At 46.7% G+C, this 20,167-nt stretch carries 17 protein-coding genes; 7 read left to right on the top strand and 10 right to left on the bottom strand.

Annotated features, from left to right (window positions below):
• The first annotated feature begins 21 nt into the window (after positions 1–21).
• Positions 22–2,913, top strand: a complete 2,892-nt coding sequence (locus ICN36_RS05415; protein WP_216227364.1) for a valine--tRNA ligase — start codon at positions 22–24, stop codon at positions 2,911–2,913.
• Positions 2,914–2,936: 23 nt separating this feature from the next.
• The gene (galU, locus tag ICN36_RS05410; RefSeq protein WP_216227363.1) at positions 2,937–3,827 is read left to right on the top strand and encodes a UTP--glucose-1-phosphate uridylyltransferase GalU; all 891 of its coding nucleotides are present in this window, start codon (positions 2,937–2,939) and stop codon (positions 3,825–3,827) included.
• 88 nt (positions 3,828–3,915) lie between these two features.
• On the opposite strand, the gene ICN36_RS05405 is transcribed toward galU, so the two are convergent.
• Both ICN36_RS05405 and alaS read right to left on the bottom strand, forming a co-directional pair.
• Positions 3,916–4,161, bottom strand: a complete 246-nt coding sequence (locus tag ICN36_RS05405; RefSeq protein WP_216860890.1) for a sulfurtransferase TusA family protein — start codon at positions 4,159–4,161, stop codon at positions 3,916–3,918.
• The gene (alaS, locus tag ICN36_RS05400; RefSeq protein ID WP_216227362.1) at positions 4,158–6,782 is read right to left on the bottom strand and encodes an alanine--tRNA ligase; all 2,625 of its coding nucleotides are present in this window, start codon (positions 6,780–6,782) and stop codon (positions 4,158–4,160) included. Before alaS ends, ICN36_RS05405 begins: the two co-directional genes overlap by 4 nt.
• Before the next feature lie 121 nt (positions 6,783–6,903).
• Here alaS and ICN36_RS05395 point away from each other — a divergent pair, with 121 nt between their 5' ends.
• The 3 genes from ICN36_RS05395 to ICN36_RS05385 all read left to right on the top strand — a co-directional run bounded on the left by ICN36_RS05395 (position 6,904) and on the right by ICN36_RS05385 (position 10,744).
• Positions 6,904–7,365, top strand: coding sequence for a tripartite tricarboxylate transporter TctB family protein (locus tag ICN36_RS05395; protein ID WP_216227361.1), 462 nt, complete (start codon positions 6,904–6,906; stop codon positions 7,363–7,365).
• Between the two features lie 18 nt (positions 7,366–7,383).
• A complete protein-coding gene (locus tag ICN36_RS05390) occupies positions 7,384–8,886 on the top strand; it encodes a tripartite tricarboxylate transporter permease (protein WP_216227360.1) in 1,503 nt (500 codons plus the stop codon).
• An 85-nt stretch (positions 8,887–8,971) separates the two neighbouring features.
• The gene (locus ICN36_RS05385) at positions 8,972–10,744 is read left to right on the top strand and encodes a glutamine--tRNA ligase/YqeY domain fusion protein (protein ID WP_216227359.1); all 1,773 of its coding nucleotides are present in this window, start codon (positions 8,972–8,974) and stop codon (positions 10,742–10,744) included.
• Here the strand turns inward: ICN36_RS05385 and ICN36_RS05380 are convergent.
• Positions 10,725–11,612, bottom strand: a complete 888-nt coding sequence (locus tag ICN36_RS05380) for an SDR family oxidoreductase (protein ID WP_216227706.1) — start codon at positions 11,610–11,612, stop codon at positions 10,725–10,727. The genes ICN36_RS05385 and ICN36_RS05380 overlap by 20 nt on opposite strands.
• A gap of 36 nt (positions 11,613–11,648) precedes the next feature.
• On the opposite strand from ICN36_RS05380, the gene ICN36_RS05375 reads away from it, so the two are divergent.
• Together ICN36_RS05375 and ICN36_RS05370 are read left to right on the top strand one after the other, a co-directional pair.
• Positions 11,649–12,689: a 2Fe-2S iron-sulfur cluster-binding protein gene (locus tag ICN36_RS05375; RefSeq protein ID WP_216227358.1), complete on the top strand. Its 1,041-nt coding sequence runs from the start codon at positions 11,649–11,651 to the stop codon at positions 12,687–12,689.
• A gap of 71 nt (positions 12,690–12,760) precedes the next feature.
• On the top strand, positions 12,761–13,954 hold the full coding sequence (locus ICN36_RS05370; protein ID WP_216227357.1) for an acetylornithine transaminase: 1,194 nt from the start codon (positions 12,761–12,763) through the stop codon (positions 13,952–13,954).
• Positions 13,955–13,967: 13 nt separating this feature from the next.
• On the opposite strand, the gene ICN36_RS05365 is transcribed toward ICN36_RS05370, so the two are convergent.
• The 7 genes from ICN36_RS05365 to ICN36_RS05335 all read right to left on the bottom strand — a co-directional run bounded on the left by ICN36_RS05365 (position 13,968) and on the right by ICN36_RS05335 (position 20,145).
• A complete protein-coding gene (locus tag ICN36_RS05365; RefSeq protein ID WP_255531252.1) occupies positions 13,968–14,684 on the bottom strand; it encodes an ABC transporter ATP-binding protein in 717 nt (238 codons plus the stop codon).
• Entirely contained in the window at positions 14,681–15,454 is a 774-nt protein-coding gene (locus tag ICN36_RS05360) for an ATP-binding cassette domain-containing protein (RefSeq protein WP_216227355.1), read from the bottom strand. Before ICN36_RS05360 ends, ICN36_RS05365 begins: the two co-directional genes overlap by 4 nt.
• Positions 15,451–16,533 carry an ABC transporter ATP-binding protein gene (locus tag ICN36_RS05355; RefSeq protein ID WP_216227705.1) on the bottom strand — a complete coding sequence of 361 codons (1,083 nt, stop codon included), beginning with the start codon at positions 16,531–16,533 and terminating at the stop codon, positions 15,451–15,453. The genes ICN36_RS05360 and ICN36_RS05355 overlap by 4 nt, the downstream gene beginning before the upstream one ends.
• 1 nt (position 16,534) lies before the next feature.
• Positions 16,535–17,470, bottom strand: coding sequence for a branched-chain amino acid ABC transporter permease (locus ICN36_RS05350; RefSeq protein WP_216227354.1), 936 nt, complete (start codon positions 17,468–17,470; stop codon positions 16,535–16,537).
• 75 nt (positions 17,471–17,545) lie between these two features.
• On the bottom strand, positions 17,546–18,724 hold the full coding sequence (locus ICN36_RS05345; protein WP_216227353.1) for a branched-chain amino acid ABC transporter substrate-binding protein: 1,179 nt from the start codon (positions 18,722–18,724) through the stop codon (positions 17,546–17,548).
• A 29-nt stretch (positions 18,725–18,753) separates the two neighbouring features.
• Positions 18,754–19,695, bottom strand: a complete 942-nt coding sequence (ispH, locus tag ICN36_RS05340) for a 4-hydroxy-3-methylbut-2-enyl diphosphate reductase (RefSeq protein ID WP_216227352.1) — start codon at positions 19,693–19,695, stop codon at positions 18,754–18,756.
• 3 nt (positions 19,696–19,698) lie between these two features.
• Positions 19,699–20,145 (bottom strand): peptidylprolyl isomerase, encoded by a 447-nt coding sequence (locus ICN36_RS05335; protein ID WP_216227351.1) that lies wholly within the window; start codon positions 20,143–20,145, stop codon positions 19,699–19,701.
• Positions 20,146–20,167 lie beyond the last annotated feature (22 nt).

Raw genomic sequence — 20,167 nt, 5'->3', positions numbered from 1 at the left:
CCCAATTATAATTTGCCTCTTATGCCAAATGCCTCAAATACCCCTAATTCACCAGCGGCCAGCTCGGCAGACGAGCTCGCCAAATCCTACGAACCCGCCCCGATAGAGGCCTACTGGGGTCGAGAGTGGGAGCGCCGGGGTATTGCCGACTCCACTATGGATGAAGGTAAGGGTGATTTTTCTATTCAGCTTCCTCCACCCAATGTCACTGGCACCCTGCATATGGGACACGCCTTTAACCAAACCATCATGGATGGCTTGGTGCGTCATGCTCGCATGTCAGGCAAAAACACTTTGTGGGTACCTGGCACTGATCATGCTGGTATCGCCACTCAAATTGTTGTTGAGCGTCAACTCGATGCACAAAAAGTTTCTCGCCATGATTTGGGTCGTGACAAGTTTTTAGAGAAAGTGTGGGAGTGGAAAGAAACTTCTGGCAACACGATTACTCGTCAAATTCGTCGTCTAGGCGCATCGATCGATTGGGGTAAGGAATATTTCACGATGGACAGCAAAATGTCCAAAGCAGTAGTGGAAGTATTTGTGCGCTTGCATGAGCAGGGCTTAATCTATCGTGGCAAACGTTTGGTGAACTGGGATCCTGTTTTGGGTACCGCAGTTTCAGATTTAGAAGTGGTAAGCGAAGAAGAGGATGGCTCTATGTGGCACATCCGCTATCCATTAACCGATGGTTCTGGCCATCTGACAGTTGCTACCACTCGCCCAGAAACCTTATTGGGTGACGTTGCCGTCATGGTGAACCCAGAAGATGAGCGCTATAAACATCTCATCGGTAAGTCAGTAAATCTGCCTTTGTGTGATCGCCAGATCCCTATCATCGCCGATGATTACGTTGATCTGAACTTTGGTACTGGCGTTGTAAAGGTCACTCCTGCACATGACTTTAATGACTATGCAGTAGGTCAACGTCATCAATTGCCAATGATCAACATCCTCACTTTGGATGCCAAGATTAATGAAAATGCGCCAACTGCTTATCAAGGCATGGAACGTTTTGCAGCACGCAAGCAAGTTGTTGCCGATCTAGATGCCGCTGGTTTACTTGAAAAAGTTCAGCCGCATAAATTAATGGTGCCACGCGGTGATCGCACTCAAACCATTATTGAGCCGATGCTCACTGACCAATGGTTTGTGGCGATGTCAAAACCAAGTCCGGATAACAAATATCAACCCGGCTCATCTATTGCTGGCGCGGCATTGGATGCGGTAACAAAAGGTGACATCAAACTGGTTCCAGAGAATTGGATTAATACCTACACTCAGTGGCTAGAAAACATTCAGGACTGGTGTATCTCTCGCCAACTCTGGTGGGGCCATCAAATCCCCGCCTGGTACGGCGATGACGGGCAAATTTTTGTAGGACGCTCAGAGGATGAGGCTAAAGCGAAAGCAGCGGCTGCTGGCTATACCGGCCAACTCAACCGCGATCCTGACGTTCTTGACACCTGGTTTAGCTCTGCCCTCGTCCCATTTAGCTCTTTGGGCTGGCCAGAAGAAACTCCAGCCTTAAATCACTTCCTGCCATCCTCTGTTTTGGTAACTGGTTTTGACATCATCTTCTTCTGGGTAGCACGCATGGTCATGATGACCTGCCACTTCACTGGAAAAGTACCATTTCACACTGTCTATGTTCACGGTCTAGTGCGTGATGCTGAAGGTCAAAAGATGAGTAAGTCCAAAGGCAATACTTTGGATCCAATCGATTTAATTGACGGCATCAAGATTGAAGAGTTAGTAGGTAAGAGAACTACTGGCCTCATGAATCCTAAGCAAGCAGAGAGCATCAGCAAGAAAACTAAGAAAGAGTTCCCAGATGGCATTCCGGCATTTGGTACTGATGCTCTGCGCTTTACCTTTGCGTCTTTAGCCTCACTTGGTCGCAATATTAACTTTGACCAAAAGCGCTGCGAAGGCTATCGTAATTTCTGTAACAAACTTTGGAATGCCACTCGCTTTGTGCTGATGAACTGCTCCAGTAGTGATGAAGATAATGGCTTAGCACCTTGCGATAACCAATGCGGCCCAGAAGGATATCTAGATTTTTCTCCTGCAGATAAATGGATCGTTTCCCAACTCCAAAGAACTGAAGCTGAAGTAGCAAAAGGCTTTGAGGCTTACCGCTTTGACAATATTTCCAGCAGTATTTACCAATTTGTTTGGGATGAGTATTGCGATTGGTACCTCGAGCTTGCTAAGGTGCAATTGCAAACTGGCACGCCAGCACAGCAACGCGCTACTCGCCGCACCCTCTTGCGTGTTTTAGAAACCATCCTGCGCATGGCGCATCCACTGATTCCATTCATCACTGAAACACTTTGGCAGACTGTTGGGCCCAAGTCTGGAAAAGAATTAGCCAAGCAAGCCAAACAAACCATTGCGCTTCAGCCTTACCCTGTTTCTCAACCTGAAAAGATTGATGAACAAAGCGAAGCTTGGGTTACTCAGATTAAAGCGATTGTGGATGCTTGCCGTAACCTGCGCGGTGAGATGCAAGTTCCCCCTGGCCAGAAAGTACCGCTCTGGATTTGTGGTCCACAAGCATTCTTAGAAAAAGCGACGCCGTATTTAATGGCGCTTGCTAAGTTAGCTGAGGTCAAAATCTATAGCGACGAATCTGCTCTAGAAAAAGATGCCCCAGATGCACCAATTGCCCTAGTCGGTGATATCAAGCTCCTTCTCAAAATTGAAGTCGATGTTGCCGCTGAACGCATCCGCCTTGGCAAAGAAATCGAGCGTCTAGCTAACGAAATCAATAAGGCCAAGGGCAAATTGACTAATGAAAGCTTCGTGGCACGTGCTCCAGTTGAGGTTGTTGCCCAAGAAAAGCAGCGTCTTGCCGGCTTTGAGCAAAATCATGAGAAGCTTGTTGCACAATTAGAACGTCTTAAATAAAAAACGGCAAGAACGGACCTTCCATGACATTACGTTTCAGCTCCAAAAAAGTAACTAAGGCTGTATTTCCGGTTGCGGGATTTGGCACGCGCTTTTTGCCTGCCACCAAAGCCAGCCCAAAAGAAATGTTGAATGTCGTAGACAAGCCTTTAATTCAGTATGCGGTGGACGAAGCTATTGCAGCTGGTATTACAGAGCTCATTTTCGTAACAGGTCGCAGTAAACGCGCCATTGAAGATCACTTTGATAAAGCTTATGAGCTAGAAGCCGCTCTCGAGGCAAAGAACAAACAAGATCTCTTGCATCTCGTAAGAAGCGTGAAACCAGATAATGTGGATTGTGTTTACATTAGACAATCCGAACCTCTGGGGTTGGGTCATGCGGTCTTATGTGCAGAGAAGCTAGTGGGCGATGAGCCGTTTGCCATTATTTTGGCCGATGACCTCTTAGATGGTCATCCACCCGTACTTTCCCAAATGCTCAAAGTACATGAAGAGTATGAAGGCTCTGTATTGGCGGTAGAGAAAATCGATCCCTCTAAGAGTAGCTCCTATGGAGTCATCTCGGGTGACGCTATCAGCAAAGATATTTATCGCCTCAATGGCATTGTTGAAAAACCTAAACCTTCTGATGCACCATCCAACTTAGCGGTGGTGGGTCGCTATGTATTGTCCTCAAAGATTTTTAGTCACATTCGTAATGTGAAGCCTGGTGCAGGTGGAGAAATTCAGCTTACCGATGCGATCGCAGCCTTACTCAAAGAAGAGCCAGTATTTGGCTATGAATACGATGGCGTACGTTACGACTGTGGCAGTAAATTGGGTTATCTTAAAGCTTCTGTAGATTTCGCCTTGCGCCACCAGGAAGTCGGCGAGGAATTTGCGGCGTACTTAAAAAGCTGGTCCTTAAAGTAATTATCTTTAGCAGAGACAAAAAAGGCAGAGATCAATCTCTGCCTTTTTGCTTTATCACTTACTAGAAAGCGTGATATCAGACCGCCACCTATCTGCGCTTCATAAAAAAGACCAGCACATCACCTTCGGTAGTGCTTGCAAGTAACTCATTACCAGTTTGCTTAGCAAATGCCGGAAAGTCGTGTGCTGCACCAGCATCTGTTGCTTTGATCTTCAGAACTTCGCCGGACTGCATCGTTGCTAAAGCCTTTTTGGTACGCAAGATCGGCAACGGGCAGTTCATGCCAATCGCGTCTACTTCTGCATTAAAAGCAATATTCACAGGTTCACTCATTTGCTAGCTATCCAGTCTTTAACACCTGCTAAGGCTGCACCCAGCTTACTAGGATCAGTTCCGCCTGCCATCGCCATTTCTGGTTTGCCGCCACCTTTACCACCCACTTGTTGAGCAACAAAATTGACAAGATCACCCGCTTTAACCTTACCAATTGAATCAGCTGTCACACCAGCAATCAAACTGACCTTATCACCCTGAACTGAGGCCAACACAATGGCAGCTGTTTTCAACTTCGCCTTAAGTGCGTCCATGGTTTCACGAAGTACGCCAGCATCAGCACCATCAAGTCGAGCAGCAAGCACCTTAATGCCATTCACATCAACAGCTTGACCAGCTAACTCATCGCCCTGACTTGCGGCTAATTTGGAATTCACTTTTTCTAATTCACGTTCAGCTTGACGCAGACTTTCTTGAAGTTGCGCAACACGATTCACTAGATCACCTGGATGGGTTTTGAGGATCGCTGCTGCTTCATTGATTTTGTCTTCTAAGCCTTGCAAGAAGTGCAGTGCGTTATTACCAGTCACTGCTTCCACACGGCGGATACCGGCAGCCACGCCACCCTCAGAAACAATCTTCAAGCTACCAATATCACCAGTGCGCCCTACGTGAGTACCACCACATAGCTCTTTAGAAGAGCCAATTTCTAGTACGCGTACCTCATCACCATATTTCTCACCAAAGAGCATCATCGCGCCTGTCTTTTGCGCATCATCCAGGGACATGACTTTGCCTGAGGTTGCGGTGTTGTCCAAAATCTCTTGATTCACGATATCTTCGATGCGACGAATTTGCTCAGCAGTAATAGGTGCATTGTGCGTAAAGTCAAAACGAGTTTTGGTAGCGTCAACCAAAGAACCTTTTTGCTGCACATGCTCACCCAAAACTTCACGCAAAGCTTTGTGCAAGATATGAGTAGCGCTATGGTTGCGCATCGTATCGGTTCTTTGTTGGGTATCCACTAAAGCATTAATTGCGTCACCCACCTTGAGCTCGCCCTCGAGAACTTCGCCCTGATGACCGAAAACATCTGCCTGAATCTTGAAAGTATCTTCGACCACAAAACGAATACTTTCATTACGGAGTTCGCCTTTATCGCCAACCTGGCCACCAGATTCAGCATAGAAAGGGGTGTTATCCAAAACAATCACGGCTGCATCGCCCGCCTTGACGGATGGCACAGCTGAACCATTTACGTATAGGGCGGTCACTTTGGCACCGTCATGCTTCAAGGTGTCGTAGCCATGAAACTGCGTAGGTGTACCTTTGTAATCCAATCCTTGGGCAACCTTGAATTTGCCTGCAGCTCTGGCTTGGTCGCGCTGCTTTTGCATCGCCACTTCAAAGCCCTCTGCATCAACAGTCACACCACGCTCACGACAAACGTCAGCCGTTAAATCTAACGGGAAACCAAATGTGTCATGTAAGCGGAAAGCAGTTTCACCATCGACTACTTTTGCACTGCCTGCCAAAGCACCATCCAAAATTTCCATTCCATTAGCAATCGTCTGGAAGAAACGCTCTTCCTCTTGCTTAAGCACTTCACTAACTTTGTCTTGCGCAGCACGTAATTCTGGATAAGCATCACCCATTTCTTTGACAAGCGCAGGCACCAACTGATAGAAGAATGGTTTGCGTGCACCCAACTTATAACCATGGCGTATCGCGCGACGTGCAATACGACGCAATACATAACCACGACCAGCATTACCCGGGATCACACCATCCACCACAATGAAACTACACGCACGAATGTGGTCAGCAATCACTTTTAATGAAGGGCTATCTGGATCACAGTTCTCGCCGCCGGCTGCATCTACCGCTTCCTTGGAAGCCTTGAGGAGATTGACGAAGAGGTCGATTTCATAATTAGAGTGAACGCGCTGTAAGACTGCGGCAATACGCTCAAGACCCATACCGGTATCAACACTAGGCTTAGGTAATGGATGCATCACACCGGCTTCATCGCGATTGAATTGCATGAAAACGTTATTCCAAATTTCAATGAAACGATCACCATCTTCATCAGGGCTACCAGGAGGACCGCCAGGGATATGTGCACCATGGTCATAAAAAATTTCAGTGCAAGGGCCGCATGGTCCTGTATCACCCATCATCCAAAAATTATCAGATGCATAACGTGCACCTTTGTTATCGCCGATGCGAATAATGCGATCAGCAGGAACACCGATTTGTTTATTCCAAATCTCATAGGCCTCGTCATCATCCGCATATACGGTGACCAAGAGTTTTTCTTTGGGTAACTGAAATACTTGGGTCAACAAATCCCAAGCAAATTGAATGGCGTCTTTCTTGAAATAGTCTCCAAAAGAGAAATTTCCCAGCATTTCAAAAAAGGTGTGATGACGGGCTGTGTAGCCTACGTTATCCAAGTCGTTGTGTTTTCCACCCGCCCGAATGCACTTTTGGGCACTTGTGGCGCGGTTATAAGGGCGCTTATCAAAGCCCAAAAACACGTCTTTGAACTGATTCATCCCCGCATTGGTGAATAGCAGGGTTGGGTCATCCCACGGCACTACTGGGCTCGATGGGACGATTTGGTGGCCCTTTTGGGCAAAGAAATCCAGGTAAGCCTGGCGAATTTGGGAAACTTTCATGGAAATAATTATCGCATTGGCACCTGTCTAGGGCAAACCCTAGACAAGACACCCTTATCCTGCCTTACAATCGCACAACATTAATAAACCGACAAATAAATCGGTAAATAAGGAGCGTAACTTGGAAATCCGTAATCAAAAAGATTTTGGGGCCGGCCTAATGTATATAGTCATTGGGCTGTTTTTTACCTATATGGCCACCCAATATCAAATGGGTACAGCCGCTAAGATGGGGCCCGGGTATTTCCCATTCTGGCTTGGCCTAGTAATGACGGCCTTAGGTCTCTTAATACTGGTTAAATCTTTCAGCGCCAAAGCCGCTATTGAAAAGATTCCTCCGTTTAACTGGAGAATTATTGGGCTGATTACCGGCTCAGTTGTTTTGTACGGCATCCTTTTACCAACGATGGGCTTTGTTGTGGCTGTTTTTGTACTGGTATTCATGTCTGCTAGCGCAAGTCATGAATTCCACTGGAAGGGCACTTTAGTTAACGCCACATTCCTGATTGTTTTCACTTATTCGGTATTCGTGCTGGGCCTGAAATTACAGTTCCCGTTGCTGCCTTTCTTCTTACAACAATAACGAATCGGGATACTGAAAATGGACTTATTTGCTAATTTAGCCCTCGGTTTCGATACCGCATTTACTTTACAAAATCTCTTGTACTGCCTGATTGGCTGTGTCTTGGGAACTTTGATTGGCGTATTGCCAGGTCTTGGCCCAATCGCGACTATCGCGATGTTGTTGCCTGCAACCTATGCCTTACCTCCAATCGCTGCCTTGATTATGTTGGCTGGCATTTACTATGGCTCACAATACGGCGGGTCTACTACTGCGATTTTGCTGAACATTCCAGGAGAAACATCCTCGGTGGTTACGGCGATCGATGGTTATCAAATGGCCAGAAATGGTCGAGCGGGTGTTGCCTTGTTTACTGCCGGTATGGGCTCCTTCTTTGCCGGTTGCGTAGCCACTTTAGTATTGGCCGCATTTGCTGCCCCACTCTCTCAACTCGCATTTAAGTTTGGTCCTGCTGAATACTTTTCACTGATGGTTCTGGGCTTAATTGGCGCAGTTGTTTTGGCCTCTGGCTCTTTGGTCAAGGCAATTGGCATGATTGTGCTTGGCTTGTTAATGGGCTTGATCGGTACTGACGTGAACTCTGGCGTTTCCCGCTATGCGTTTGATATTCCTGAATTAAGTGACGGCATTGGTTTCGTGGCCGTTGCGATGGGCGTATTTGGCTTCGCAGAAATCATGGGCAACCTTGAGAAGACCGATGAGGACGAAGGCTTCCTCAATAAGATGACCACCATGATTCCTACCAAGGAAGACGTCAAACGCATGATTCCGTCTATCTTGCGTGGTACTTTTATTGGCTCAATTTTAGGCATCCTGCCAGGCGGAGGAGCAGCCTTGGCATCTTTCGGCGCCTACTCTGTCGAGAAGAAATCCTCCAAATACAGCCATGAGTTTGGTAAAGGTGCGATTGAGGGTGTAGCTGGTCCAGAGTCAGCCAACAATGCTGCTGCTCAAACATCATTTATTCCTTTACTTACCTTAGGTATCCCACCAAACGCAGTGATGGCATTAATGGTTGGCGCGATGACTATTCATAATATTCAGCCTGGCCCACAAGTCATGACCAGCAACCCTGCTTTGTTCTGGGGTCTGATCGCTTCCATGTGGATTGGTAACGTGATGTTGATTCTCTTGAACTTGCCCTTGATTGGTATCTGGGTAAAGTTACTGAAGATTCCTTATCGCTTCATGTACCCAGCCATTCTGGTTTTCTGCTGTATCGGCGTCTATACCGTAAACAACACTGTGTTTGATGTATATGTAACCGCAGCATTTGGCATCATTGGTTACCTCTTCTTCAAACTGGGTTGCGAACCTCCTCCCTTGCTCTTGGGCTTTGTTTTGGGGCCAATGATGGAAGAGAACTTCCGTCGCGCCCTATTGCTATCTCGCGGTGACTTCACCACCTTTGTAACCCGCCCACTTTCTTTAGGTTTGCTGATCGCAGCAGCCCTCTTGGTGGTGATCGTGGCTCTGCCAGCGGTGAAGAAAACTCGCGAAGAGGCGTTCGTGGAGGATTAATTCCCGCTCACCTCTCCAGAAATGAGCCCGCAGCAGTTTGCGGGCTTTTTCTTTATAAGTCGGGGGTTTTCTCTACAATGTGGCTATGTCCCAAGATAGCAAACCCTCTAAAGTAAATGCCGGCGCTGTAGCGGAGCCATCTAATTTCTTACGCCAGATCATCGATCATGATTTGGCAAGCGGTGCTTTTTCACAGCGTACAAATTTAGCTGGGCAGCCGATTCCCTCAATCATTACCCGTTTTCCGCCTGAGCCTAATGGCTATTTGCACATTGGTCACGCCAAAAGTATCTGCCTGAACTTTGGTTTAGCTGCTGATTACAACAATCAAGCTGGTGGCGCTCGATGCAATATGCGCCTGGATGACACCAACCCTGTAAAAGAGGATATTGAGTACGCCGACAGTATTTTGGATGCTGTGAAGTGGTTAGGATTTGATTGGGGAACCAATCTGTATCACGCAAGCGACTATTTTGACAAACTGTATGAGTTTGCCGAGATCCTAATTCAGGATGGTAAAGCGTATGTTGACAGCCAAAGTGCTGATGACATCCACACCAATCGCGGTAACTTCGGCCAAGCTGGAAAAAATAGCCCCTATCGCGATCGCAGTCCAGAAGAAAATCTCGCTTTGTTTCGCGAAATGCGTGATGGCAAATTCAAAGATGGTGAGCATGTGTTGCGCCTGAAGATTGATATGTCACACCCCAATATCGTAATGCGTGATCCAGTCGTATATCGCATCCGCCATACCGATCACCATCGCACCGGCAGTAAATGGTGTATTTACCCGCTCTATGACTTCACCCATTGCATCTCTGATGCCCTAGAGAATGTCTCCCACTCCATCTGCACGCTAGAGTTTGAGAACAATCGTCCGCTCTACGACTGGATTGTGAATTCCCTAAAAGAATTGGGTGTTTTCAAAGACCCCGTACCGCATCAATATGAGTTCGCTCGCTTAAATCTGACTTACACCATCACTAGCAAACGCAAGTTGTTGCAACTAGTGGAAGAAAATCATGTTGAAGGCTGGGATGATCCGCGGATGCCAACCATCGTTGGCATCCGTCGTCGTGGTTACACCCCAGAAAGTATTCGCTTGTTCTGTGAACGTATTGGCGTATCCAAAGCAGATAGCTGGATTGATATGAGCACCCTAGATCAAGCCTTGCGTGACGATCTAGAAGTGAGAGCACCGCGAGCGACTGCAGTACTCAAACCGCTCAAGCTTGTCGTAGAAAACTTTGATGCCTTGGCAAAAGAAGCATGCTCAGCCCCACGCCACCCCAATCATCCAGAATGGGGTAATCGCGAATTTAATTTCACGCGTGAACTATGGATTGAAGCAGATGACTTTATGCAAGAACCTATTAAGGGATTCTTCAGACTCTATCCACCTATTGGCGATCAGCCTGGCAGCCGCGTCCGTTTACGCCATGGCTTTGTAGTGGAGTGCACCGGTTTTGAAACTGATGCTCAGGGCAATGTAACCCAAGTCAATGTGACCCATTTCCCAGATAGCAAGAGCGGGACTGCTGGCTCTAACAATTACAAGGTTAAGGGCAATATTCATTGGATTAGCGCTGCTGAAGCCATCCCTGCTGAAGTGCGCTTATACGATCACCTCTTTAGTGACCCGCACCCAGATAGTGGTGATAAGAACTTCTTAGATGCGATTAATCCGAACTCCATGCAAACGATCAATGCTTACTTAGAGCCTTGCATGACAGATGCTAAAGCCGAAGATCGCTTCCAGTTTGAGCGTCATGGCTACTTTGTTGCCGATAAGAATGATTCCAAACCTGGCAAGCCAGTATTCAATCGTACTGTTGGTCTTAAGGATTCTTGGAAATAGTTTTCAGAAAGTGCCCTACGCTGGGATAGCGTAGTGGTGTTTTAAGTTCATGCAAACGAGTGTTGGTTACTCGGCGTGATTCGCGCATAAAAGACCAAAGCATCGGGCTAACGATTTTTTGCAACTCAGCACCTGGTAATCGAGTTGGCCTTTCCAGCCCAAAGGCATCAGCCACCTCATCGAAGTAATCACCCATTTTGGTTTCACCACCATCACATGTATTGATGATGCGCTGGGGTTTGCCGTGATAAACGGCCGCACAGACCAGCCGGGCTAGATCATCACTATGAATATGATTAGAGTAAGCATCTTCCTCTGGCAATAGCGCTGGTGTTTTTGCTTGCAGGCGCTCAATTGGCAGACGGTCAGCGGCGTAAATCCCCGGAACACGCAGAATGGTTAAAGCCACCCCGTGAGCAGGCGCCCACAAACGAAGCATTCGCTCAGCATCAACCCTTCTTTGAGCGCGCTCACTTTGGGGGCTGACTGGGGTTGCTTCACTCACCTTGCCGCCTCTGTGATCGCCATAGACACCGGTGGTGCTGATATAAATGAGGCGCCTGACGGTATTAGAGCCTTGGGCTAAAATTCGAAGTAGGTTGCGGGTTCGGTAATCGCGATTTCCACCATTTTGAGGTGGTGCCAAATGAATGACGGTTTGAGCTAAACCACTAAGGCGCCATAAGGACTCTGGATGATCCAGATTACCCAAAATAGGGATTGCGCCAACCCTCCTCAGCTCCTGAAAGCGATTCTGTTGAGAAGTGAGTGCAAAAACACGATGGCTCCGCGATAGCTGTTTAGCTACTCGAAGACCAATATCTCCGCAGCCAATAATCAGGATTGAAGGTTTACCAAAAGATTGCATAAGTAACATCGTAACGATTTATTGAAAGGAATGAGAGTGTCTTATCAAGTCACGCTCAAAACGAGCGGCAAACAATTTACCGTCAATCCAGATGAAAACCTGCTGGAGGCCGCCCTGCGTCAAGGGATCAGCCTGCCCTATGGCTGTAAAAATGGTGCTTGTGGCTCGTGCAAGGGTAAAGTTTTAGAGGGTCAAGTCACTCATGGTCAGCATAGCGAAAGTGCTTTGAGTAAGTCCGATGAAACAGCTGGTGGCATTTTGTTTTGTTGCTCCCGCCCCCAGTCAGACCTACTGATTGAAGCTCGTGAAGTCCAAGGGGCTGGCGATATTGCGATTCGTAAGATGCCTTGCCGTGTCAATACCATCAACAAGCCTAGTGATGATGTGGCTATTCTCAAGCTCCAACTGCCGGCTGCCGAGCGCTTCCAATTCCTAGCCGGTCAATATTTAGAGTTTTTACTCAAAGATGGTCAACGCCGTGCTTACTCAATTGCCAATGCACCTGAGCAAGAAGGTCCGCTTGAGCTACATATTCGTCATTTACCTGGCGGCTTATTTACGGACTTTGTTTTTGGTGCCGTCACACCCGCTCTAAAAGAAAAAGATATCTTGCGCTTTGAAGGTCCATTAGGAAGCTTCTTCTTAAGAGAAGACTCTAAAAAACCGATCATCTTTGTTGCTGCTGGTACAGGCTTTGCTCCAATTAAATCCATCATCGAACAAATGCAGGCAAAGAAAATTCATCGCCCGATTCATTTATATTGGGGCGGTCGTCGTCCAAGCGATTTGTATTTGGACGATTTATGCAAATCTTGGGAAACAGCCATTGCTGACTTTGAGTACATCCCCGTGATTTCTGATGCCTTACCAGAAGATACCTGGCAGGGTCGTACAGGCTTTGTACACCAAGCCGTCATGACAGACCACCTCGACATGAAGAATTTTCAGGTTTATGCCTGTGGAGCCCCAGTAATGGTCAATGCCGCCAGAAACGACTTCTTAGCCAAGTGCCAATTGCCAGAGGAAGAGTTCTTTGCCGACTCCTTCACTAGCGCGGCCGATTTAGCGACAGCTTAAGTCCTGCGACATAAATCCCATTCAGTTAGATAATAGACACTTCATTTGACCTTATTGACCACTAAATCAGCATGAATAAGCCAACTAAAGCCATCGATCATCATTCAGTGATGTTCATTACCCCACGTCCAGAAGTCACCATGGTCGAGGGCAATGGTTCATGGCTAACGGACAACAATGGCAAACGCTATCTAGATTTCTTGCAAGGTTGGGCAGTCAATTGCTTGGGGCACTGCAATCCAGGAATGATTGAGGCACTCAATGCACAAGCAAAAAAACTGATTAATCCAAGTCCTGCGTTCTATAACGAACCCATGCTTGGCTTATCCAATCTACTGACTCAAAACAGCTGCTTTGATAAAGTATTTTTTGCCAACAGCGGTGCTGAAGCCAATGAAGGCGCCATTAAATTGGCGCGCAAATGGGGCCAACTAAACAAATCCGGCGCCTTTGAAATTATTACCTTTGATCACAGTTTTCATGGCCGCACATTAGCAACGATGAGCGCCTCTGGTAAGCCAAACTGGGACACAATGTTTGCTCCACAAGTGGCAGGATTTCCTAAAGCAGATTTAAATGATTTGGAATCCGTTAAAAAACTGGTGACCGACAAAACAGTTGCGGTCATGCTTGAACCTGTTCAAGGTGAAGGCGGCGTCATTCCAACTACTCCAGAATTTATGCGTGAACTGCGCAAGTTCACCAAAGAAAATAACATCCTATTCATTGCCGATGAAGTGCAGGCTGGCTGTGGGCGTACAGGTGCGCTCTTTGCCTACCAAAACTACGGTATTGAGCCAGACATCATGACCTTAGGAAAAGGCATTGGCGGTGGCGTACCCTTGGCCGCTTTATTGGCAACAGATGCAGTGGCCTGCTTTGTGCCAGGCGATCAAGGTGGCACCTATAACGGCAACCCACTGATGACTGCTGTCGGTATTAGTGTCATTGAACAACTCTTAGCGCCAGGATTTTTAGATAACGTTAAGGCCAAAGGCGAGTTACTCAAGTCTGAATTACTCAAGCTTTGTGCAGAATTTAATCTCGAAGGTGAGCGTGGGTCAGGTTTACTACGCGCGCTGATGCTTGGAAAAGACGTTGGTCCGAAACTAGTTGAACTAGCGCGCGATCGCAGTCCTGAAGGATTATTAATTAACTCACCAAGACCAAACTTATTACGCTTTATGCCTGCCTTGAATGTATCTGATGATGAAATTCGTCAGATGTGTAATATGCTGCGCGAGTTACTCAAAGAAGTAGCTTAAACAAGCTATCAGCCTACTCACCCAAGTAGGCTGCACGGACTCGAGAGTCCTCCAATAGTTCTTTTCCGGAGCCGCTCAGCGTTATTAATCCACTTTCCATGACATAAGCTCGGTCAGCCATCTGTAGTGCTAGGCGAGCATTTTGCTCCACCAGCAAAATAGTCATACCGCCACCCGATAGACTGCGAATCACATCAAAAATGGTTTCTACCATGATCGGTGAGAGCCCCATGGAGGGCTCGTCGAGCAGCAATAGCTTAGGTTGGGCCATCATCGCCCTACCCATAGCAACCATTTGCTGCTCACCGCCTGAAAGAGTCCCAGCCAGCTGAGATAAACGTTCTTTTAATCTCGGGAAGTATGAATATACCTCTTCGAGTTTGCGCTCGATTTCTTTGGCATCCGACTGGAGGTAAGCGCCCATTTGGAGGTTTTCCAAAATAGTCATACGTTTGAAGACGCCGCGGCCTTCCGGAACCATACCCAACCCTAAGTGCACTAATTCATAAGCTGGTAACTTTTTAGTTGCATGATTTGCAAAATCAATTTCACCGGCAGATGGTGTGATCAAGCCTGCGATTGCTTTTAAGCTCGAACTCTTACCAGCGCCATTAGCGCCAATCAATGCAACGAGCTCGCCATGATTCACATGCAAATCAATTCCTTTGACGGCATTAATTCCGCCATAAGAAACTTTGAGATCCTTTACTGCTAATAAGGCGCTCATCAAGCAGCTCCCTGACCAAGATAGGCTCTGATCACTTCTGGATGGACCCGCACATCTGCAGGCTTTCCTGAGGCAATTACTTTGCCGTAATCCAGCACGGTTAGGCTGTCGCAAATCCCCATCACCAAACTTACATCATGTTCAATGAGTAAGATCGTTTTACCGTCAGCCCGGATACGCAATAACAATTCGCGAAGCTCTAATTTCTCAGTAGCATTCATGCCCGCAGCCGGCTCATCTAATGCCAAGAGCTTTGGTTCGGTAGCTAACGCCCTCGCTATTTCAAGGCGACGCTGATGCCCATATGAAAGGTTGCGTGCCTCCATCTGAGCAAAATCACCCAAGCCTACGTAAGCCAATAACTGCATTGCCTTATCTCGTATCGCTCGCTCTTCACGCTTTGTAGACGGAAAGCGAAAGATTGCGCCTGGAAGTCCTGACTTAGTGCGACAGTGACATCCCACCATCACATTTTCAAGAACAGACATTTCACCAAAAAGACGAATATTTTGGAATGTTCTAGCCAAGCCAGACTTAGTCACTTCAGATACTGACTCTGGAAAATACGATTTGCCATTAAACAAAAAGATGCCAGAGTCTGCAGGATATAAACCGGTAATGACGTTAAAGAAAGTAGTCTTGCCGGCACCATTGGGACCAATCAAGCCAACAATTGCTCCTTGTGGCACCTGCAAGCCTACTGAATCTAGCGCTTGTACTCCACCAAAGCGTTTAGAAACATCCGTCACATCTAAAAGTATTGAAGTAGTCACTTGCCACCTCGGCGTTTTTGCCAAATACCACCTGGGCGATACAGCATGATCAAAATCAAAGCGAGCCCATAAATTAATTGACGGATGATCTCCACATCGACAATGACATGGCCAAATAGAAACTGTTGCACTGGCTGTGCAATACCACGCAAGACTTCCGGAAACACTGCCAAAAGAACAGCCCCCAAGATAACTCCTGGAATATGGCCAATACCACCTAGAACCACCATGGCCAGGACTACGATCGACTCCCAGAGCGTAAATGATTCCGGGGAGACAAAGCCCTGAAAGGCAGAAAATAGGACACCCGCCACTCCAGCGAATGAGGCACCGATTGCAAAGGCAAGCAACTTCATATTGCGGGTATTGATACCCATGGCTTTGGCGGCAATCTCATCTTCACGAATTGCAATCCAGGCACGTCCGATACGTGAGTCCTGTAAATGCAAACAAACAATCGCCACTGTAATTGCTAACAGTAGAAACAAATAAAACACCAAATACAAACCCGGGATTTGTATGAAGCCTAAATCTAAGGGCTTCGCAAATGAGATGCCAAATAGGTGAATAGGATCTATTCCAGAAATTCCCTTAGGGCCATTGGTGAGATTTAAAGGACGATCTAAGTTATTCATTAAGATACGAATAATTTCACCGAAACCCAAAGTGACAATTGCTAAATAATCACCGCGTAACTGGAGTGTCGGAAATCCTAATATCAAGCCAAATAAGGCGGCCAAAATAATCGAGAACACCGCAACCATCCAAGGGGAAAAATGCATTCCCTCTGGAAATGTAGCTGCAATAGTTTCAAAATGCGTTGGTAAATGCGGAGAAGCCATTAAGGCATAGCTGTATGCGCCTAGGGCATAAAAGGCGATATAGCCTAAATCCAAAAGACCTGCAAAACCCACAACCACATTCAAGCCCAGAGCGAGAACGATATATAGCAAGGCAAAATCGAGCACCCGAACCCAATAGTTCCCACCACTAGCACCAACGATCCAAGGCAAAAGTACTAAAGCAATCAATCCAAGCCATAGGTACGTAGAACGACTAAGTCGATTAGAGACAAAAATCTTAGGCACGATCTGAGACCTTCTCGCCCAATAAACCAGTAGGTCGCAACACTAATACCAAGATCAAAACTAGGAATGCAAAGATATCTTGATAGTTTGAACCAAAAACTCCACCAGTAAGCTCGCCAATATAACCAGCACCCAAAGCTTCAATCAAACCCAGAAGCAACCCTCCCAGCATCGCACCCTGTAAATTGCCAATACCGCCAAGAACAGCAGCAGTGAAAGCTTTGAGGCCAGGAATGAAGCCCATATAAAAATGGACATTGCCATAGTTGCTCGCAATCATGACGCCCGCTAAACCAGCCAGAGCCCCGCCCAACATAAAAGTAATGGAGATCACACGATTTGGATTAACACCCATCAATGCAGCAATTTGAGTTTGCTCAGCAGTAGCCCGCATCGCTCTGCCAAGTTTTGTTTTTTCCACCAAAAACAGTAAGCCTGACATTACCACCAAGGCCACTACGATGATCACAATTTCCTTACCAGTAATGCTGGCGCCACTTCCCCATAAATCAATTGGAGCGGAAGGTAACAACTGCGGATAGGTCATGGGATTACGCGACCAAATCATCATTGCAATCGTTTGCAACAAGATAGACATGCCGATGGCTGATATCAGTGGCGCCAAGCGTGGTGCATTGCGCAGGGGGCGGTAAGCAATTCTCTCGATCCAATAACTTAATCCTGCGCAAACCGCCATTGTCACGGGTAATACGATTAATAGCGTCAGCCAACCCGGCAAATCGATAGTTAAGTTCAGAATCAAGCGCAATAGCGACAGCGAAACCATTGCGCCAATCATTAGCACTTCGCCATGCGCAAAATTAATAATCCCTAATACGCCATACACCATGGTGTAACCCAATGCGATCAAGGCGTAGATGCTGCCAAGTACTAAGCCATTAATGATCTGTTGGAGAAAGATATCCATTGGGGTCGAGGATTTATTGAGTCTTAATAAAAAAATAGCACCGCATGAGCGGCGCTATTCTTAATTGAAAGGTCATTACATCTTAATAACTTCAAGAACTGTTTTCTTTTTGTCCTTGAAGTCGTACAAGGTAATCACACCCTCTTTCATATCGCCTTTGTTATCAAAAGCAATATTACCGATCAAGCCCTGCATTTTTGTATCAGGCATAGCAGCCAAAATCTTTGCAGGATCGGTTGAGTTTGAACGCTTCATAGAATCTACCAAGACATAGACAGCGTCATAGGTGAAAGGCGCATAAATCTGTACATCAGAGTTAAAGCGCTCTTTGTAACGCTTCTGGAAGTCAGCTCCTTGAGCCATCTTTGATAAAGCCATACCCGCTTCGGAGCAAGTCACATTGACCACAGCCTCACCAGCCAACTCGGCAAGCTTTTCTGTACACATACCATCACCACCAACCACCTTGGCCTTAATACCCAACTCAGCAGCTTGCTTGGTTAATGGGCCGCCGGTAGCATCCATACCTCCATACATAATGACATCGGGTTTGCTACCTTTAATCTTAGTCAAGATCGCCTTGAAATCAGTAGCCTTGTTATTGCTCGCCTCACGAGTCACCACTTTCACACCAGCGGCTTTTACTGTTTTCTCAAACTCATCAGCCAAACCTTTACCGTACTGGGTAGAGTCGTCAATGATGGCTGCAGTTTTTGCTTTCAAATTATTAGCAACGTAATTAGCCAGTGCCGGACCTTGCTGGGCATCAGTCGCTACTAAGCGATAGGTCGTTTTAAAGCCTTGCTTGGTGTAATCAGGGTTTGTCGCGGATGGAGAAACCTGGGTAATGCCTGCATCGCTATAAATACGTGATGCCGGAATACTTGTTCCAGAATTGAGGTGACCAACTACTCCCACTACTTTGGCATCTACTAATTTTTGTGCGACTTGCGTAGCCGTCTTTGGATCTTCAGCATCATCTTCAGGGACCAAAGTCAGAACTACTTTTTTTCCATCAATCGTTAAGCCCGCTTTATTGATCTCCTCTAGCGCGAGTCGGGCACCATTCTCATTGTCCTTGCCCAAGTGGGCAATAGGTCCAGTGAGAGGGGCAACGTGGCCGATCTTTACCTCAACGCCGTCAACTGGGGCTGTAGCAGACTTACCGCCACCCTTGCCACAAGCAGTCAGCAGCAAAGCTGAAGTTGCCAAAGCAAGAGCGCTGCATGTAAAAGTAATGGGTGATTTGATCATGTGTAGCTCCTCTGTTATGAATGGATACTTCAATCAACTAAATTTTTAGGCAATGAAAAGGTAACGTCCTCAACTACACCATCAAGGGCGCGTACGCTTCTTGGTCCAAACTCCTGAATGCGACTGACAATAGACTGAGCCAGACTTTCTGGAGCAGATGCACCCGCAGTCAACCCAACCCGTTTTTTACCAGCAAACCATTCTGGCTTGAGTTGCTCAGGGGCATCTACCATGTAAGAAGGAACGCCGAGCTTTTCAGAAAGTTCACGCAAACGATTGGAGTTTGAGCTCGTCGCACTTCCCACCACAATTACCACCTCAACCTGAGGTGCCATAAATTTCACAGCATCTTGACGATTCTGAGTGGCATAACAAATATCTTGTTTTCGAGGCTGAACAATATTGGGAAACTTTTTGGTTAACGCTTCAACAATTTCTTTGGTCTCATCTACTGAGAGCGTTGTCTGGGTAACAAATGCAATCTTTTCATCAGCTGGAAATGTCAAAGAGCTCACATCGCTAAGCTTCTCAATCAAGAAAATGCCTTCTTTGACCTGCCCCATAGTGCCCTCAACCTCGGGGTGCCCTTGATGACCAATCATCAATACCGTAAAGCCATCTTTGCACATTTTCACCACTTCAAGATGAACTTTAGTTACCAATGGGCATGTGGCGTCATACACCTGCAGCCCTCTAGCTTCTGCATCCTTGCGAACTTCCTGAGAAACACCATGTGCACTAAATACCACGATGCCGCCCTTAGGAACTTCATGCAATTCATCTACGAATACTGCGCCCTTATCACGCAACTCGTTCACAACGTAAGCGTTGTGAACGATTTCATGGCGAACGTATATAGGCGCACCAAAACGATTGAGTGCTTCATTGACGATATTGATCGCACGATCCACGCCCGCGCAAAAACCACGCGGCTGGGCCATCAAAATTTCTGCGCTATTGAAATCACTCATAGTTTACAAAATCGCCACAATTTCTGCTTCAAAGCTTATTGGTCTTCCTGCCAAGGGATGATTAAAGTCAAACCAAGCCCCTTCTTCAGTAATCGATTGCAATACACCTGCGTATTGAGCGCCGCCCGGTGCATTGAACTCAATGACATCGCCTGGATTAAATTCCACGTCGTCATCACGACCTTCTTTAAGCGCTTTCAGAGATACCCATTGCACTAAATCTTCTTTGCGCTCACCAAAGCTTTCTTCAGGCGCAAGCAGCGCACTTTTTTTCTCACCAACAGCTAAACCAAGCAAGACATTTTCAAAACAAGGAGCAAATTGTCCAGATCCCATCAAAATCGTCGCAGGGCGATCAATAAAAGTATTGATGTAATCATCCCCACTGGGCAAAGTGAGCCGGTAATTGAGTGTCAAAAAGGAATTAGGCAAAACAGTAAGCTTAGTCATAAGGTAATTGTATCTAGGCCTG

The sequence above is a fragment of the Polynucleobacter sp. UK-Gri1-W3 genome, from assembly GCF_018881595.1.
Taxonomy (GTDB): Bacteria; Pseudomonadota; Gammaproteobacteria; order Burkholderiales; family Burkholderiaceae; genus Polynucleobacter.
The sequence above is the reverse complement of the archived record's forward strand: the minus strand, read 5'-3'. Positions and strand labels throughout refer to the sequence as shown.

Coding starts and splice junctions, on each gene's coding strand:
- ICN36_RS05415 (WP_216227364.1), top strand. CDS start 22: ATGCCAAATGCCTCAAATACCCCTAATTCACCAGCGGCCAGCTCGGCA.
- ICN36_RS05390 (WP_216227360.1), top strand. CDS start 7,384: ATGGACTTATTTGCTAATTTAGCCCTCGGTTTCGATACCGCATTTACT.
- ICN36_RS05350 (WP_216227354.1), bottom strand. CDS start 17,470: ATGGATATCTTTCTCCAACAGATCATTAATGGCTTAGTACTTGGCAGC.
- ICN36_RS05405 (WP_216860890.1), bottom strand. CDS start 4,161: ATGAGTGAACCTGTGAATATTGCTTTTAATGCAGAAGTAGACGCGATT.
- ICN36_RS05380 (WP_216227706.1), bottom strand. CDS start 11,612: ATGCAATCTTTTGGTAAACCTTCAATCCTGATTATTGGCTGCGGAGAT.
- ICN36_RS05370 (WP_216227357.1), top strand. CDS start 12,761: ATGAATAAGCCAACTAAAGCCATCGATCATCATTCAGTGATGTTCATT.
- ICN36_RS05335 (WP_216227351.1), bottom strand. CDS start 20,145: ATGACTAAGCTTACTGTTTTGCCTAATTCCTTTTTGACACTCAATTAC.
- ICN36_RS05385 (WP_216227359.1), top strand. CDS start 8,972: ATGTCCCAAGATAGCAAACCCTCTAAAGTAAATGCCGGCGCTGTAGCG.
- alaS (WP_216227362.1), bottom strand. CDS start 6,782: ATGAAAGTTTCCCAAATTCGCCAGGCTTACCTGGATTTCTTTGCCCAA.
- ispH (WP_216227352.1), bottom strand. CDS start 19,695: ATGAGTGATTTCAATAGCGCAGAAATTTTGATGGCCCAGCCGCGTGGT.
- ICN36_RS05345 (WP_216227353.1), bottom strand. CDS start 18,724: ATGATCAAATCACCCATTACTTTTACATGCAGCGCTCTTGCTTTGGCA.
- galU (WP_216227363.1), top strand. CDS start 2,937: ATGACATTACGTTTCAGCTCCAAAAAAGTAACTAAGGCTGTATTTCCG.